The sequence below is a fragment of the Blattabacterium cuenoti genome (assembly GCF_014251775.1).
Lineage (GTDB): Bacteria > Bacteroidota > Bacteroidia > Flavobacteriales > Blattabacteriaceae > Blattabacterium > Blattabacterium cuenoti_H.
This window is the reverse complement of sequence record NZ_CP059199.1, coordinates 296,354-315,000: the sequence shown is the minus strand read 5'-3', so window position 1 is coordinate 315,000 and position 18,647 is coordinate 296,354. Positions and strand designations below refer to the sequence as shown.

At 25.7% G+C, this 18,647-nt stretch carries 11 protein-coding genes (1 of these 11 cut by a window edge); 9 read left to right on the top strand and 2 right to left on the bottom strand.

Annotation, left to right across the window (positions count from 1 at the left end):
- Both H0H58_RS01500 and rpsA read right to left on the bottom strand, forming a co-directional pair.
- On the bottom strand, positions 1–1,106 hold the 5' portion of the coding sequence (locus H0H58_RS01500; protein WP_185864811.1) for a ribonucleoside-diphosphate reductase subunit alpha. 592 nt of this gene lie to the left of the window's left edge; the window shows 1,106 of its 1,698 coding nt (coding positions 1–1,106); its start codon is at positions 1,104–1,106; the stop codon falls past the left edge of the window.
- A 7-nt stretch (positions 1,107–1,113) separates the two neighbouring features.
- Complete coding sequence (gene rpsA / locus H0H58_RS01495) at positions 1,114–3,009, bottom strand: 30S ribosomal protein S1 (protein ID WP_185864810.1); 1,896 nt, start codon at positions 3,007–3,009, stop codon at positions 1,114–1,116.
- Between the two features lie 192 nt (positions 3,010–3,201).
- Between rpsA and dnaE the strand changes: the two genes are divergently transcribed.
- From dnaE to H0H58_RS01450, 9 genes are all read left to right on the top strand, one after another.
- The gene (dnaE, locus tag H0H58_RS01490; RefSeq protein ID WP_185864809.1) at positions 3,202–7,443 is read left to right on the top strand and encodes a DNA polymerase III subunit alpha; all 4,242 of its coding nucleotides are present in this window, start codon (positions 3,202–3,204) and stop codon (positions 7,441–7,443) included.
- Positions 7,444–7,592: 149 nt separating this feature from the next.
- The gene (locus H0H58_RS01485; protein ID WP_185864808.1) at positions 7,593–9,353 is read left to right on the top strand and encodes an argininosuccinate synthase domain-containing protein; all 1,761 of its coding nucleotides are present in this window, start codon (positions 7,593–7,595) and stop codon (positions 9,351–9,353) included.
- A complete protein-coding gene (gene argC / locus H0H58_RS01480; RefSeq protein ID WP_185864807.1) occupies positions 9,346–10,314 on the top strand; it encodes an N-acetyl-gamma-glutamyl-phosphate reductase in 969 nt (322 codons plus the stop codon). The genes H0H58_RS01485 and argC overlap by 8 nt, the downstream gene beginning before the upstream one ends.
- 21 nt (positions 10,315–10,335) lie before the next feature.
- The gene (locus H0H58_RS01475; protein WP_185864806.1) at positions 10,336–11,472 is read left to right on the top strand and encodes an aspartate aminotransferase family protein; all 1,137 of its coding nucleotides are present in this window, start codon (positions 10,336–10,338) and stop codon (positions 11,470–11,472) included.
- Positions 11,469–12,563, top strand: coding sequence for a glutamine-hydrolyzing carbamoyl-phosphate synthase small subunit (gene carA, locus H0H58_RS01470; RefSeq protein WP_185864805.1), 1,095 nt, complete (start codon positions 11,469–11,471; stop codon positions 12,561–12,563). The genes H0H58_RS01475 and carA overlap by 4 nt, the downstream gene beginning before the upstream one ends.
- A 14-nt stretch (positions 12,564–12,577) precedes the next feature.
- Positions 12,578–15,817: a carbamoyl-phosphate synthase (glutamine-hydrolyzing) large subunit gene (carB, locus tag H0H58_RS01465; RefSeq protein ID WP_185864804.1), complete on the top strand. Its 3,240-nt coding sequence runs from the start codon at positions 12,578–12,580 to the stop codon at positions 15,815–15,817.
- 8 nt (positions 15,818–15,825) lie between these two features.
- Positions 15,826–16,779: a Rossmann-fold NAD(P)-binding domain-containing protein gene (locus tag H0H58_RS01460; RefSeq protein ID WP_185864803.1), complete on the top strand. Its 954-nt coding sequence runs from the start codon at positions 15,826–15,828 to the stop codon at positions 16,777–16,779.
- Positions 16,776–17,561 carry an acetylglutamate kinase gene (gene argB, locus H0H58_RS01455; protein ID WP_185864802.1) on the top strand — a complete coding sequence of 262 codons (786 nt, stop codon included), beginning with the start codon at positions 16,776–16,778 and terminating at the stop codon, positions 17,559–17,561. Before H0H58_RS01460 ends, argB begins: the two co-directional genes overlap by 4 nt.
- On the top strand, positions 17,552–18,631 hold the full coding sequence (locus H0H58_RS01450) for a M20 family metallo-hydrolase (RefSeq protein ID WP_185864801.1): 1,080 nt from the start codon (positions 17,552–17,554) through the stop codon (positions 18,629–18,631). Before argB ends, H0H58_RS01450 begins: the two co-directional genes overlap by 10 nt.
- Positions 18,632–18,647: the final 16 nt, after the last annotated feature.

Sequence of the window (18,647 nt, the reverse complement as noted above, 5' to 3'; positions counted from 1 at the left end):
GTTAAAGTATCAGCTGTTGAAGATCCAAAAGAAATCATATTAGATTGCAAATATGAATGCCAACCTAAAGCACCTAATCCAATTGCTCTACTTTTTTCTGCAAAACTAACAGCATCTTCTATTCCTTTTATATTTTTACCTTTATTAATAAATTCTTGTAAAGCAGAATCTAAAAATAAAATTGAATAAAAAACAGTATTAGTATTTTTCCATTCTTTATATTTTTCTAAATTTAAGGAAGATAAACAACAAACTAAAGTATGATTTTCATCTGTAGGGAGCATTATTTCAGAACATAGATTACTATGATGTATTTTTAATCCATATTTTTTCCAATTTTCAGGAATATTTCTATTAGCATTATCTATAAAAAATAAATATGGTTCTCCTGTTTTTACACGTTTTTTTAATGTACTAACCCATAATGATTTATTTATTCCATTTTTATTAAAAATACCTTTTATAAAAGAATCTGACAATATTGTTCCTTGATGAATATTATGACATTGTCTATTGATATCACCTTTAGGTTCCCTTAATTTTAAAAATTCTGGATATTCTTTATGTTCAATATTTAAATATATGGCTACTGCACCTCTTCTAGTGCTTCCTTGTTTACTAGCTATAATTGTACTATCATATGATTTTATAAATGGAATAATACCATCAGATTTTCCTAAAATACCTTTTTTTATATAACTCCCCATTGGTCTAACTAAACTAAAATCATAAGATGTCCCTCCTCCATGTTTGCTTAAAATAGCCATTTCTAAATTTTTCCTATATATATCATACATGCTATCACCTACTCTACCTGAAAAACAACTAATAGGTAATCCTTTTTCTGTCCCAAAATTTACCATAACTGGAGTAGAAGGAATTAACCACCCTTTCCAAAGAATATTAAAAATATTTTTTTCTATTTTAGGCTTGTTAAGTATTTTAGAAGCATTACTTGCTAATCTCTTATAAGCTTCAATCGGTGTTTCTCCTTTTAGTAAATATCCACTTTTAATTGTATTTAAATATAATTCATTATTAGCCCAAACTGGGAAATCTTTTTCTACCTTCCATCCTTCTTTTTCTGCGATAGGGTGTGTTTCCATCTTATTATTATTTATCTTTTTTATCTTCAGATTGAATCGCTTTATCTTCTTTTTTATCTTCAGATTGAATCGCTTTATCTTCTTTTTTATCTTCAGATTGAATCGCTTTATCTTCTTTTTTATCTTCAGATTGAATCGCTTTATCTTCTTTTTTTTTGTCTTTTTCTATCTGTTCTTTAAGTTTCATTAATCCTTCTATATCTCCCAGAGTAGATCTTTCAAATTTTCTATTTCTAATACGTTTTTCTTTCTTTTGAATTCTACTAATACGATAAGTAGCTGTATGAGAAAACAAAATCTTTTTTATATCCTTATTAAATTCAACTACTTTAAATTCAGCCACTTCACCAGCTTTAAATTGGGTACCATTCTTTTTTTCCAAAAAACGTTTGGGGACAAATGTTTCTAATGAATCATAAAATTTAACAGTTGCACCTTTATCAAAAATATTTAAAATAATTCCACTATGAATACTATCCATCATATATATTTTTTCATATTTATTCCATGGATTTACCATTAGCTGTTTATGTCCTAAAATTAATTTTCTTCTTTTATAATCTAAAGAAATTACAATTACTTTTAGTTCATCATTAATATTACAAAACTCAGAAGGATGTTTTATTTTTTTAGTCCATGATAGATCACTTGTATAAAGAAGACCAGATATTCCATCTTTAAATTCAACGAATAATCCAAAGTTCATAAATTTTTTTACTATCCCTTCATGTTGGGAACCAATTGTATATTTACTATTAATATTAATCCAAGGATCTTCAGTCATCCTTTTTACACTTAAAGACATTTTTCTATCTTCACGATCTATAGTAAGAATTATAGTTTCTATTTCATCACCAATTTGTAAAAAATCTTTTGGAGATGATAAATCAGTAGACCAAGACATTTCACTAATGTGTAATAAGGCTTCTACTCCGGGTAAAATTTCTATGAATGCACCATAGTCCGCTAAAACACTAACTTTTCCTTTTACTTTACTTCCTACTTTTAATGTAGGATCTAATGAATCCCAAGGATGAGGTTGTAATTGTTTTAATCCTAACTGAACACGATTCTTTTCTTTATCAACACCAAGTACAACAAATTTTAGTTTTTGTTCTAATTGCACTATCTCTGTAGGATGATTAATATGTGGCCAACTCATATCTGTTATATGAAGTAAAGCATCAACTCCCCCTAAATCCACAAAGGCTCCATAAGGTAATATATTCTTTATTTTTCCCTCTAAAACTTGGCCTTTATCTAATTTAGATATCATTTCTTTTCTTTGTTCTTCAATATCTCTTTCTATTAATATTTTATGAGATACCACTACATTTTTAGTTTTTTTATTAATTTTAACTACTTTAACTTCTATGGTTTTTCCTACATAAGTATCATAATCTCTAACAGGTTTTACATTGATATGTGATCCAGGTAAAAAACACTCTATATCAAATAATTCAACAATTAATCCTCCTTTTGTTCTAGCTGCTACATAACCTAATATCACTTCTGACTTTTCATAAACTTCATTAATTTGTTTCCAATTTCTAAGCATTTTAGCTTTTTGATAAGATAGAATACATTCTCCTTTATAATCTATTTTAACTACCATTATTTCTATATCAGATCCTATTTTAAATGGAAAATTTTCTCGAAATTCGCTTAAAGGAATTATTCCTTCAGCTTTAAATCCAAAATCTACAATAATATTTCTATCTGTAATATTAGTTATTACCCCTTTATAAGTTTCTAATTCTTTGACTTTTGGTAAATTATTAGTATAAATACTTTCTAATTTTTTGTTATTAATTTTTTCATTATTAATCTGTATTTCGTGTTTATCCCAGTCAAAAAGATTATTTATTTTTAATTTGTTGTTTACAGTTTGTTGAGAAGCCATATTTATATTTTTTTTTATTAATTATAACTAACATTTTTTTTATCTTAAATAAAACAGTATTCAATAAAAATAAAAGATCAAAATTTTCAATTAAATTAAAAATTTATTTATCCAGATTATTTTTTTTTATATAAAAAAATGTAATACAAAACTAACAATTTTTCACTAACTTTTTTACCAATTTTTGATAAAATGTATCTTATTATTGACACAGAAACAACAGGATTACCATTATTTATAAATTATTCAAATTCTGATATTAATAATTGGCCTAGAATAGTTCAATTTTCATGGCAAGTTCATGGAATTTTAGGTGATTTGATAGAATTTAAAAATTTCATTATAAAGCCTGATAATTTTGATATTCCTTTTAATTCTTTTAAAATACATGGAATAAATAATAAAATAGCAGAAAAATATGGATATCCATTAATTTTTGTTCTTAATGAATTTAAAAAAACTTTTGATAAATATAAATATATTGTTGGACACAATTTAGATTTTGATTTAAAAATTATTGAATGTGAATTTTTAAGAAAAAAAGAGACTATATCTTTTCAAAAGAAAAAAAAATTTGACACCCAATTAATTTCAGTAAATTACTGTCAAATTCCAGGTAGTAGAAGGAAGTTTAAGTGGCCAACATTATCTGAATTATATTATAAGTTATTTTCAGAAATAATACCAAATGTTCATAATGCAGCTAATGATGTAAAAGCAACATCTCGTTGTTTTTTAGAACTTTTACGAATTGGATTGATATCTGATCTTGACAAAGATATCACAGATTCATTCAAAAATAAATATTCTTATAAGATTCCATCTAATTTGGTTTCTTTTGAAAAGACAAATATAATTAAGAAGGAATTAAAAAAATCCAATAGAAATAAACAAAATAAAAAAGAATTAGAATATAATTGGAATAAAAAAAATTTTTCATATTCTCAAATTCATAATCACACCCACTTTTCTATTTTATGTTCTACCATTAGTATAAAATCTCTTATAAAAAAGGCTATGGATCTTAATATGCCAGCTGTAGGAATAATAGATTATGGAAATATGATGGGTACATTTCATTTTTTAAATACTATTCATTCTTTAAATGAAAAATACTATCCTAATAAATATATTAAAGGAATTGTTGGTTGTGAATTATTCATTTCAGAAAATTATTTACAGAAGAAATTTACTAAAGAACAACCGGATAGAAGATATACACAAGTACTTTTATCTAAAAATAAAAAAGGATATCATAATTTAATAAAAATATGTTCTTTTGGTTTTATTCATGGATTTTATTCTGGAATTCCTAGAATTGGAAAAAATATTATAGAAGATTATAAAGAAGATTTAATTGCACTAACCGGGGATATTAATTCAGAAATTCCATATACTATATTAAATTATGGAGAAAAAAAAGCAGAAAAATTATTTTTATGGTGGAAAGATCTATTTAAAGACGATTTTTATGTAGAATTATTACGTCATGGATTAGAAGAAGAGGATTATGTTAATGAAGTCCTAATTAAATTCTCAAAAAAATATAACGTAAAATATATTGTGCAGAACAATGTTTTTTATATGGATAAAAAAGAATATCATGCTCATGATATTCTCCTTTGTATAAAAAATGGACATCAGCAATCTACTCCTATAGGAAAAGGAAAAGGGTTCAGATTTGGATTATCTAGTAATCAGCATTTTTTTAAAAGTAAAGAGGAAATGAAACAATTATTTTTAGATCTTCCAGAATCTTTCGATTCTTTGAAAGAATTAGTTAATAAAATAGAACCTTATCATATTTTACGTAAAATTATACTTCCTAAATTTAGGATTAATGATTCATCCGATAATTCAAAAAAAATAGGAGAAAATTTTATTCTATCAAAATTAACTTATGAAGGAGCTAAAAAACGTTATAAAAATATAACAAAAGAAATACATAATAGGATTAATTTTGAATTAGAAACAATAAAAAAAATAGGGTATTCAGGATATTTTTTGATTATTCAAGATATTATTTATCAAGCTAAAAAAATGAATATTTCTGTAGGACCTGGTAGAGGATCTGTAGCGGGATCTGTAGTGGCTTATTGTATAGGAATAACTGAAATTGATCCAATTAAATATAATTTACTTTTTGAAAGATTTTTAAATCCAGATAGAATATCATTACCAGATATAGATATTGACTTTGATGATAAAGGCCGTGAAAAAATAATAGATTGGGTTACTAAAAAATATGGAAAAGATAAAGTAGCACAAATTGTTACATATTCTACCATGGGAGCTAAATCATCTATTAGAGATATTGGTAGAGTATTAGGGTTATCCTTAGATAAGACAGATTATATAGCAAAAATGATTCCTAATAATTTATCATTAAAAAATATTTTGGATGAAAATATTCCATTAGAAAAAATTAATAAGGAAGAAATAAGGAATATACATAATATCAGAAAAATTGCTAATAATGAAAAATCTTTATCCAGTAAAGTACTAAAACAAGCGAAAATTTTAGAAGGGACTATCAGAAGTACAGGAGTTCATGCTTGTGGAATAATTATAAGTCCATGGGATATTAAAAACATAGTTCCGGTTTCTGTATCAAAAGAATCTAATTTATTAGTCACACAATTTGATAATAATGTAGTAGAACATACTGGATTATTGAAAATGGATTTTTTAGGTTTAAAAACACTTAGTGTTATAAAAAATACTATAAATCTTATTAAAAAAAGGTATAACAAAAATGATATATCATTTCCATTGAATGATAAAAAAACTTATAGTCTATTTCAAAAAGGAGAAACTATAGCTATTTTTCAATATGAATCTACAGGTATGCAAAAATATTTATGTAGATTAAAGCCTGATAAATTTGACGATATAATAGCTATGAATGCTTTATATCGTCCGGGTCCATTACAGTATATTCCTAATTTTATATCTAGAAAGAATGGAAAAGAAACTATTAGATATGATCTTCCCGAAATGGAAGAAATATTGAAAGAAACATATGGAATTACAATCTATCAAGAACAGGTAATGCTTATTTCTCAAAAATTAGCAGATTTTAGTAAAGGTGAGGCTGATTTATTAAGAAAATCCATGGGGAAAAAACAAAGAGAAGTTCTTGATAAAATGAAAAACGAATTTATTAATAGATCTGTATGTAAAGGATATAATAAAAATATTATAGAAAAAATATGGAGAGACTGGGAACATTTTTCTTGTTATGCGTTTAATAAATCTCACGCCACTTGCTATGCTTATATTGCTTTTCAAACCGCATATTTAAAAGCGCATTATCCTTGCGAGTATATGACTTATGTATTAAGTAGTCATATGCATAATATAAAACAACTTAATTTTTTTATAAAGGAATGCAAAAGAATGGAATTTTTTATAAAAAAACCAGACATCAATGAAAGTCATTCTACTTTTAGAAGTATTAGTAAAAATTGTATTCAATTTGGTCTTACTGGAATAAAGGGTGTAGGAGAAAATGCTGTAAAAAAAATTATTGAAGAAAGAGAAAAAAATGGTTTATTTTCTTCTATATTCGATTTAGTAAATCGAGTAGATTTACGAGTAGTTAATAAAAAAACATTGGAAAATTTAGTTTTATCAGGGGCTTTAGATAATTTTAATATACGTAGAGAGCAATATTTTCATATTGAAGATTCTGAGGAATTAAGTTTTTTAGAAAAAATCATTAAATTCGGATCAAGAAAGAAGAATAATAAAAAAATTGATATTCCAATTATTGTTGATTGTGATAAATGGAGTAATATTAAAATATTATCTAAAGAAAAAGAAGTATTGGGAACTTATGTGAGTTCACATCCTTTATATGATTTTTCTTATGAAATAAAATATCTAACAAACTTATCGATAGATAAATTCAATAGAAAAGAATTGATAAATAATAAACATAAACATTATTATACATTCGTAGGAATTCTATCTAAAATAGAGGATAGATTTTATGCAAAACATAGTATTAGATACGGAATTTTTTCATTGGATGATTATAATTCATCTAAAGAATTCAGGATTTACGGAAAAAAATATTTAAAATATAAATCTATTTTATTTAAAAATAATTTGTTATTTCTATTTGTATCTATAGATAAAGAAAATCGTATTCACATTCTGCACATAGAAGAATTAAAAAATGTTTTCACTAATTTAGTGCATAAATTAATATTAAAAATTAATATAAATGATCTGGATCAATTATTAATTGATAATATAGAAAATATAGTTATTCATAATAAAGGGGAAAAAAAATTAAATTTTATTTTATATGATCAAGAAAGAAATATTTCTATAAATCTTCAATCTAATAAATATGGAGTAAATATTAGTTCAATTATTTTAAATAAATTGAATAATATAAAAGAGATAGATTTATTTCTGAATTAATTCAGAAAATCATAAATATATTCTATGTCTATGAATACTTTATTAAATTTGCATGACAATAATCCTATTTTTAATTGTAATGTTTTACTATCGATAAAATTATTTTTTGATCATAAAGGGTATAGATTTATAGTGGGGACTTAATTAAAATGAAAATAAAAGTTAGAGTATCTCATGATAAGGATACAAAATATGCTTACTTGATTTGTAAAAAAATAGAAGAATCGGCAAGAATAAGAGGGACTGGGATAGCAAAAAAAGATCCAGAATATATTAAATCTAAAATGATTAATGGTGATGCTATCATTGCATTCTTTAATGAAGAGCTAGCAGGATTTAGTTATTTAGATGTATTCCAGAATAAAGAATTTATTGTAAATTCTGGTCTAATTGTTTTTCCTAAATTTAGAAAAAAAGGATTAGCAAAAGTTATTAAAATAGAACTATTTAAGTTATCTAAAAAAAAGTTTCCAAATTCTAAAATATTTAGTATCACTACTAGTAATCCGGTTATTAAAATTAATACAGAATTAGGATTTAAACCAGTTTCATTCAACGAACTTACTGAATCAAAAAAGTTTTGGAATGGATGTAAAAATTGTAAAAATTTTGATATTTTAATGAGGAATAATAAAAAGATGTGTTTGTGTACCGGACTATTATATGATCCTAAAAATTATCAAAAAATAAATAAAATCAAATTAAATCAAGGAGATAAAATTGTTCTAGCTTATAGCGGGGGATTAGATACTTCTTTTTGTTTAAAATACCTTATTCAAGAAAATTATGAAGTCCATACAGTTATTATTAATACAGGAGGATTTAAAAAGTATGAATTAGATAAAATACAGGATCGAGCCATAAGTATTGGATCTAAATCACATAAAACTATTCATGCAATCGAAGAATATTATCAAAACTGTATAAAATACTTAATATTTGGAAATATATTAAAAAATGATACTTATCCAATTTCTGTAGGTTCCGAAAGAATTTTTCAAGCTATAAAAATAGCACAATATGCATCATTTATTCAAGCAAAAGCTATAGCTCACGGGAGTACTGGTGCTGGTAATGATCAAATTAGATTTGATATAGCTTTTCAAATTATTTGTCCAGAAAAAATTACTTTATCTCCAATAAGAGATATGAATATATCTAGAAAAGATGAAATTAAATATTTACAAAATCAAGGTATATCTATTTGTTGGGATAAAGCGAAATATTCGGTTAATAAAGGAATTTGGGGAACTAGTATAGGAGGAGAAGAAACGCTTACTTCTTATAGTGATTTCCCAGAAGAAGCTTATCTTACAAGATTAGGGAAAAAAAAAAGCGAAAATTTAGAATTAGAATTTGAAAAAGGAGAATTAATAGGTGTTAATAAAGTAAAAGGGAAGGCAGTGGATAATATCATAAAAATTGAAAAAATTGCTTCCGAATTTGCCATAGGTAGGGGGGTACACGTAGGAGATACTATTATCGGGATTAAAGGTCGAGTAGCATTTGAAGCGTCCGCAGCAATTATTATAATTAAAGCCCACCATTTATTAGAAAAACATATTCTCACAAAATGGCAAATTTATTGGAAAAAACAACTATCTGATTGGTATGGCATGTTGCTTCACGAAGCTCAATATTTAGATCCAGTTATGCGAGATATAGAAAAATTCTTAAAAAGTACACAAGATAGATTAACTGGTATTGTAAACATAATTTTATATCCTTATCGATTTCATTTAGTTGGAATAAAATCTAAATTTGATTTAATGAAATCTTCTAATATTGACGCTAAATATGGAGAAGTTAATCATGCATGGACATCAGAAGATGTGAAAGGATTTACAAAAATTCTTAGTAATCAAATGAAAATATATCACAAATTAAAAAAAAATTTAAAAAATGATTGAAATAGGTATTATTGGAGGGACGGGTTATACCGCTGGAGAACTGATTAGGTTAATCACATATCATCCTAAAGCTAATATAAAAACCATACTTAGTAAAAGTAGTTTTGGGGAGTTAGTCCATACGACTCATAAAGATTTATTTGGTGAAATAGGAAATATTAGATTTTCCAGTGAATTAGAAGAAAAAGTTGATGTAATTTTCCTTTGTTTAGGACATGGAAATTCCAAAAAAGAATTAAAAAAAATTCCAAATGATATTAAAGTGATTGATCTAAGTCAAGATTTTAGAATAATCAGTGAATTTAATAAAAGAAATTTTATTTATGGATTACCAGAATTACAAAAAGAATTAATCAAAAAATCAAAAAGTATAGCGAATCCTGGCTGTTTTGCTACAGCTATACTTTTATCAATTTTGCCATTAGCAAGGAATCAATTAATCCAAAAATCTATACATATTAGTGCAATAACCGGATCTACTGGATCTGGAAGAACATATAGTGATACTAATCACTTTAGTTGGAGAAATAATAATGTATCTACTTATAAAATATTTAATCATCAACATATACATGAAATAGTAAAAGTTATTTCTGAGTTACAAAATAAATTTTCTGAAAAAATTTATTTTGTTCCTTATAGAGGAAATTTTTCAAGGGGGATTATAACTACTATGTATACTTATACTAATCTTTCTTTAGAAGAAAATAAAGAAATGTATCAAGAATATTATTTAGATCATCCATTTGTGTATATATCTGATTTTAATATTGATATAAAACAAGTAGTGAATACCAATAAATGTTTTTTATACCTTATAAAAGAAAGAAATCAATTAATTGTTGTAAGTGTTTTAGATAACCTGTTAAAAGGGGCATCCGGACAGGCCGTACAAAACATGAATCTTATGTTTAATATTAATGAGGATTGTGGATTAAATTTGAAATCCATTCGTTTTTAAATTAAAAATTTCTCAAAAAAAATGAAATTATTCAATGTATATCCTATTTTGGATATAGAATTAAACAAAAGTAAAGGATTATATGTTTTTGATATAAATGGGAAAAAATATTTAGATTTTTATGGAGGACATGCCGTAATTTCTATTGGACATTCTCATCCATATTATATAGAATCTATAACAAAACAAATGAATAAAATTTCTTATTATTCCAATAGTGTTTTGGTTTCTCATCAAAATGAATTAGCAAATATGATTGGAAAAATTTCAGGATATGAAAATTATTGTTTATTTATTTGCAATTCTGGAACAGAAGCTAATGAGAATGCATTAAAAATATCATCTTTTCATACGGGGAAAAAGAAAATAATTGCTTTTAGAGGAGCCTTTCACGGGAGAACTAGCGGGAGTGTTTCGGTTACAGATAATTATAAATTAGTATCTCCTTTTGATACTCAACATAAAACTATTTTTTTGGATTATAATGAAATTGATATTTTAGAAAATTACTTAAAAAATGGAGATATTTGTGCGGTAATCACTGAAGGATTACAAGGTATATCTGGAATTATAGATCCTGGTTTTGATTTTTTCATAAAAGTTGGAAAATTATGTAATAAATATGAATCGGTTTTAATTATTGATGAAATACAAAGTGGTTATGGAAGAACAGGTTCTTTTTTCTTTCATCAATTTTATCCGGTCAAACCAGATTTAATTACTATAGCTAAAGGAATGGGAAATGGATTTCCTATAGGGGGAGTATTAATTCATCCAAAATTTAAACCATATTATGGAATGTTAGGAACTACTTTTGGAGGAAATTATTTAGCATGTATAGCAGGAATTTCAGTTTTGAAAATTATTAAAAATGAGAATTTGATTGAAAATGCAAAAAAAATGGGAGAAATACTATTGAAAGAAATAACAGGTATTTCTCAGATAGTAGAAGTCCGTGGAAAAGGTTTGATGTTAGGATTAGAATTTGATTTTCCAGTTAAAAATCTAAGGAATACTTTAGTTTATAAAGAAAATGTGTTCGTGGGTATATCGAATAATCCATATGTTTTACGATTACTTCCTCCACTAATTATTAATGAAAATCATATAGAATTATTCTTAAATAAATTAAATAAATCCTTACGAAAACTGAAATGAAAAATCATAAAAAAAAAAGAAAAGGTACTCTTGTTCTAGAAGATGGAACAAAATATGAAGGGGATCACTTTGGATATCCCAAGTCTTCCTCTGGAGAATTAGTATTTAATACCGCAATGACTGGTTATATAGAAAGTATGACGGATCCATCTTATCATGGTCAAATTTTGATTTATACTTATCCTATGATTGGAAATTATGGGGTTCCTACTATTATAAAAAATGAAGAAATTCCTAAATTTTATGAGTCTGATAAAATTCAGATATCAGGTGTTGTTGTCACATATTATTCGAATCATCCACATCATTGGAATATGGATCAATCTTTATGTGATTGGTTATATAATAATGAAATTCCTGGAATTTATAATGTAGATACTAGATCTATTGCCAAAAAAATTAGAAAAAATGGTGGATCTACGTTAGGAAAAATATTATTAGATAATGAAAATATATCTTTTTATGATCCTAATCATGAAAATCTTTCTGATAAAGTTTCCACTAAAAAAAAAATTATATATGGAAATGGAAAATATAGAATATTACTTATAGATTTTGGATTGAAAAATAATATTTTAAGATGTCTTTTACGAAGAAATTGTACTATTGTAAGAGTTCCTTGGAATTATAATTTTACTGAAGAAGAATATGATGGACTTTTTTTATCTAATGGACCTGGAAATCCTATTCTCTATAAAGAGCCAGTAGAATACATTCGTATAGCTATGAAAAAAAACAAACCTATATTCGGAATCTGTTTAGGTAATCAACTGTTAGGAATTGCTGCAGGAGGAAAAACCTATAAATTAAAAAACGCGCATAGAAGTCATAATCAACCGGTTGTATCATTACAGAATGGAAAACATTTTATTACATCTCAAAATCATGGATATGTTTTAGATTATGATTATCTATCACCCATAGATTGGAAAATATTTTTTAAAAATTTAAATGACGATACTTGTGAGGGAATTATTCATAATTATAAACCTTTTTTTTCAGTACAATTTCATCCGGAAGCTTCAGGGGGCCCCACAGATACAGATTTTTTATTCGATTTATTTATTGATTTGATTAAAAAAACTATATAATTTTTTTAATTATGATGAATGAAAATAAAGTAGATAAAGTTCTTTTATTAGGTTCTGGGGCTTTAAAAATTGGAGAAGCCGGAGAATTTGATTATTCTGGAACACAAGCGTTAAAAGCTCTTAAAGAAGAAGGCATTTATACTATATTAATTAATCCTAATATTGCTACTGTTCAAACTTCTAAAGGAATTGCAGATAAGGTTTATTTTCTTCCTTTAACTTTATTCTTTATCAAAAAGGTTATCAAAAAAGAAAGACCTCAAGGTCTATTATTATCTTTTGGTGGACAAACTGCATTAAATTGCGGAATACAACTTTTTAAAGAAGGTATTATAGAGCAATATAATATTAAAATATTGGGGACTTCTATTGAGTCAATTATTAAAAGCGAAGATAGAAATTTATTTAGAAATAGGTTAAGCGATATTAACATAAAAACTGCAAAAAGTTTTGTAGTAAATTCTATAGATGATGCTATTTATCACTCTTTAGAAATAGGATTTCCTGTTATTGTTCGATCTGCCTATACTCTTGGAGGTTTAGGAAGTGGATTTTCTAAAAACATTCATGATTTAAATCAGTTAATTAGAAAATCTTTTTCATATTCTTCTCAAGTTATTGTAGAAGAATACCTAGAAGGATGGAAAGAGGTAGAATATGAAATAGTTAGAGATAAATATGATAATTGTATTGCTGTATGTAATATGGAAAATTTAGATCCCATAGGTATTCATACCGGAGAAAGTATTGTAGTGGCTCCATCGCAAACGTTAACAAATGATGAATATTTTTTTCTTAGAAAGCTAGCTATACGTATAGCTAGAAACTTTAATATTATTGGAGAATGCAATATTCAATTTGCTTTAAGTTCTAAATCAGAAGATTATAGAGTTATTGAAATTAATGCAAGACTTTCTAGATCCAGTGCATTAGCTTCTAAGGCTACAGGTTATCCTTTAGCATTTATTGCAGCAAAATTATCGATGGGTTATGGATTACACGAATTAAAAAATTCTGTCACAAAAAATACTACTGCTTTCTTTGAACCAGCTTTAGATTATGTAGTATGTAAAATTCCTAGATGGGATTTGAAAAAATTTTACGGTGTATCTAATCAGATTGGAAGTAGTATGAAAAGTGTCGGAGAAATTATGGCAATTGGAGCTACTTTTGAAGAAGCCATTCAAAAGGGAATTAGAATGTTGGACATAGGGATGCAAGGTTTTATAAATCATAAAAAAAAATTGTTATCTAGTCAGTTATTACGAGAATTTCTTAAAAATCCTACTGATCAAAGAATATTCTTAATCGAAGATGCTTTAGAAAAAGGTTTTACTATTAAAGAAATACACTATCTTACTAAAATAGATCCATGGTTTTTATATCAATTGAATAATATTTTTAAAATAAAAAAAGAAATAGATTCTTTTAATTCTTGGAAAGATATACCAGACGATTTATTGTGGAAAGCAAAGAAAAAAGGATTTTCAGATATACAAATAGCTAGTTTTTTTATCAAAAAAGAAAATAAAAGTATCTCGGATTTAGAAGAAGAAATAAGAGAATATAGAAAAATAAAAAATATCATTCCCTATGTTAGACAAATTGATACTTTAGCGGCTGAATATCCTTCAAAAACTAACTATTTATATTTAACTTATCATGCCATTCAACATGATATATCTTATGAAAACGATAAAAATTCTGTAATAACATTGGGATCTGGAGTTTATAGAATTGGAAGTAGTGTGGAATTTGACTGGTGTTGTGTAAATGCACTAAATACTATCAAAAAAAAATCTTATAGATCTATAATCATTAATTACAATCCAGAAACAGTAAGTACTGATTTTGATATATGCGATAGATTATATTTTGAAGAACTTACTTTAGAACGGATATTAGATATTATTGATTTAGAAAATCCTAAAGGTACTATTGTTTCTATGGGTGGTCAAATCCCTAACAATTTAGTTATAAAACTTTACAAGAAAAAAGTAAAAATTTTAGGAACTTCCCCGATTGCTATCGATAAAGTAGAAAATAGATATAAGTTTTCAAGAATTATGGATTATTTGAGAATACAACAACCAAAATGGAAAGAATTATCTGATTTTGATAGTATTTTACAATTTATCAAAAAGGTAGATTATCCTATTTTGATAAGACCATCTTATGTACTTTCAGGATCCGATATGAGTGTTATTTCTAATAAAGAAGAATTAATTTATTATATGAATCAAAGAAAATCATATATATCTCCAAAATATCCATTAATCATTACAGAATTTATACAAAATGCAAAAGAAATTGAGTTAGATGCTGTTTCTCAAAATGGAAAAATTATATATAACGCTATATCAGAGCACGTAGAGTTTGCAGGAGTACATTCAGGTGATGCAACATTGGTTTATCCTCCGTATAACATTTCTACATCTACATTAAATAAAATCATTCATATATCTAATAAAATATCAAAATATTTTGGTATATCTGGTCCTTTTAACATTCAATTTTTATATAAAAAAAATGAATTAAAAGTAATTGAATGTAATTTAAGAGCTTCCAGAAGCTTTCCTTTTGTATCTAAAATTTCTCATTTTAATATGATAGATATTGCTACTCAGGTAATTCTTGGAATTAAGAAATGCAAAGTAGATTCAAATTTTTTGTATAAAAAAAAATTTTTTGGGGTTAAAGCCTCTCAGTTTTCTTTTTCTCGTTTACAAAACGCAGATCCTATATTAGGAGTAGATATGGCTTCTACCGGAGAGGTAGCATGTTTAGGAGATACCTTCCATGAAGCTCTTTTAAAATCTATGATTTCTGTCGGTTATACTATTCCAAAGAAAAATGTATTAATATCTGGTGGTCCTATTGAATCTAAAAATGAACTTTTAGAAGTATTAAAATTGTTACATTATAAAGGTTATATATTATTTTCAACAGAAGGAACTAATAATTTTCTATTAAAAAATAGAATTCCATCAATAAAAGTTGATTGGCCTAACATAAAATCACGATCTAATGTACTTGAATTAATAAAAAATAGAAAATTGGATCTTATTATAAATATTCCTAAAAATCTTAGAAAAAAAGAATTAGATAATGATTATACTATAAGACGTTGTGCTGTAGACTTTAACATTCCTCTAATTACTAATACTCGTTTAGCTAAAGCTTTTATACAAGCATTTTGTAATTTATCTATGGAAAAACTTTTAATAAAATCTTGGAATGAATATAAAATATGATATGATTTATGAAAAATTTTTTCAGTGTGGAAGATGTTATCAATGTATATGATATTATTAATGAATCTCTTCTTCTTAAGAAGAAGCCATTTTTATTCCAAAAAATAGGAAAAAATAAAACAATTGGATTAGTGTTTTTTAATCCTTCATTACGGACTAGAATAAGTTGTCAAAAAGCAGCTTTCAATTTAGGATGTAATGTTTGGGTATTAGATATTAATAAGGATTCTTGGAAAATTGAAATGGATGATGGAAATATAATGATAAATACACAGGAACATATTAAAGAAGCTATTTCTGTTATGAGTTTATATTGTGATATACTTGCAGTCAGAACATTTCCGAATTTATTCGATAAAGATTATGATTATAATGAAATTTTATTTAAAAAAATATTACTTTATTCTAAAGTACCAGTAGTAAATTTAGAAAGCGCTACTTTACATCCTTTACAATCTTTAGCGGATGTAATTACAATTGCGGAATATAGTTCTTTTTTTAAGAGTAAATGTAAAGTAGTGTTAAGCTGGGCCCCTCATATTAAGTCATTACCTCATTCTGTAGCGAACTCTTTTTCTCAATGGATTTCTAAAATAAAGGAAATAGATTTTATTATTGCATGTCCAAAAGAATATAATCTTCATGAAAAATTTTCTAACCATGCTAAAATATTTCATAATCAATATGAAGCATTTAAAAATGCAAACTTTATTTATGCGAAAAACTGGAGTAGTTTTTCAAACTATGGAAAAGTTATTGATATAGATGATAATTGGATGATTACCGAAGATAAAATGAAAATTACAAATAAAGCTAAATTCATGCATTGTTTACCAGTTAGGAGGAATATAGTAGTGGAAGATTCAGTTTTAGATAGTAATGATTCTATTATCTTAGAACAAGCAAATAACAGAATTTATGCTGCACAGATAATATTTTTAAAAATTTTACAGTTTTTATGAAAATTCATGTAGTAAAAATGGGGGGTAGGTTAATTCATGACAAAAAATTGCTGAATATTTCTATCAGTTATTTTTGTAAACTAAAAGGATCTAAAATATTAGTTCATGGAGGAGGTAGTAAAGCAGATTATTTTTTAGATCAAATGAATATTCCTAAAAAAATAATACAAGGTAGAAGGATAACAGATAAAACAACTTTAGATATAGTTGTTATGACTTATGCAGGAGTTCTTAATAAGAATATTGTTTCTTTATTACAATATTATCATTGTAATGCAATTGGGTTATGTGGTGCAGATGGTAATTGTATTAAATCTTATATACGTGAAAAAGTCAATGATATAAATTATGGATATGTAGGAGATATCAAAGAAAGTAAAGATATCAATACCAATTTTATAAAATTATTATTAAGGAATAATATAACACCTGTATTTTGTTCGATAACTCATGATGGTATGGGAAATCTTTTGAATACAAATGCAGATACTATTGCTTCTAATATTGCGGTTTCTTTATCAAAACAAAAATGTAGTATAGAATTACATTTTTGTTTTGATAAAATAGGAGTTTTACGAAAAATAGATGATTCTAATTCTTATTTTAGAAAAATAAATTTTTCTTTATTTCAAGAAATAATACAAAATAATTTTGTTTTTGGTGGTATGATCCCTAAATTGGAAAATGCTTTTTTTGCATTAAAAAATGGAGTATCTAAAGTAAGTATTGGATTACCTAATTATTTAATGGATTCCAGTAAAAAAACTATACTATGTCTGTAGTTAATATGAATCTATTAAAGAAAGAAGCCATTCAATTACTGATGAGTATGATTAATACTCCTTCTCTTTCTAAACAAGAATATCAAGTATCTTTTTTAATAGAAAATTATCTTAGTAGGTATGGGTTTAGTGTTAATAGAAGATTCAACAATATTTGGACAGAAAACATTAATTATTCCAAAAGTAAATTGTTGCGAACTATATTATTAAATTCTCATCATGATACCGTAAAACCAGGAAAAAACTGGATTACAAATCCTTTTAAATCTGTAAAAAAAGGTGATAAATTAATCGGTTTAGGAAGTAATGATGCTGGTGGATCAGTCGTATCTATGATATCTACCTTTATATATTTAAGCAAATTATCAGAGTTACCATATAGATTAATACTTTCCATTACTGCAGAAGAAGAAATATCAGGATCTTCTGGGGTATCTTCAATACTTCCAGAATTGGGAAAAATAGATTTGGGAATTATAGGAGAACCAACAAAAATGCAAGTAGCTATTGCAGAAAAAGGTTTAATGGTCTTAGATTGTATTGCTGAAGGAAAAACTAGCCATTCTGCTAGAAATAGTGGAATAAATGCTATTTATATAGCTACCAGAGATATAGAGTTTTTGAAAAATTTTTCTTTTAAGAGAACATCTAAACTTTTAGGTAAAACAACATTGAATATCACTCAAATCCATGGAGGTATTCAACATAATGTTATTCCTGATATTTGTTCTTTTGTTATAGATATTAGAACTAATGATTTATATAATAATAAAGAATTAATAGATATCATACAAAAAAAAATTTTTTCCAGAATATATCCACGTTCTTATCATTTAAACTCTTCTTTTATAAATCCAAAACATCCTATTGTATTAAAAGCTAAATCCATAGGGATAAAAACCTATGGATCTCCCACTCTTTCTGATCAAAGTGTTATGCCATTTTCTACTATTAAAATGGGAGTAGGAGATAGTTTACGTTCTCATACATCTAATGAATATATATTAATAACGGAAATTATGGAAGGAATAGATATTTATATTCGTTTGTTAAAAGATTTTAGCTTTTGAATTTACGGAAAAAAAA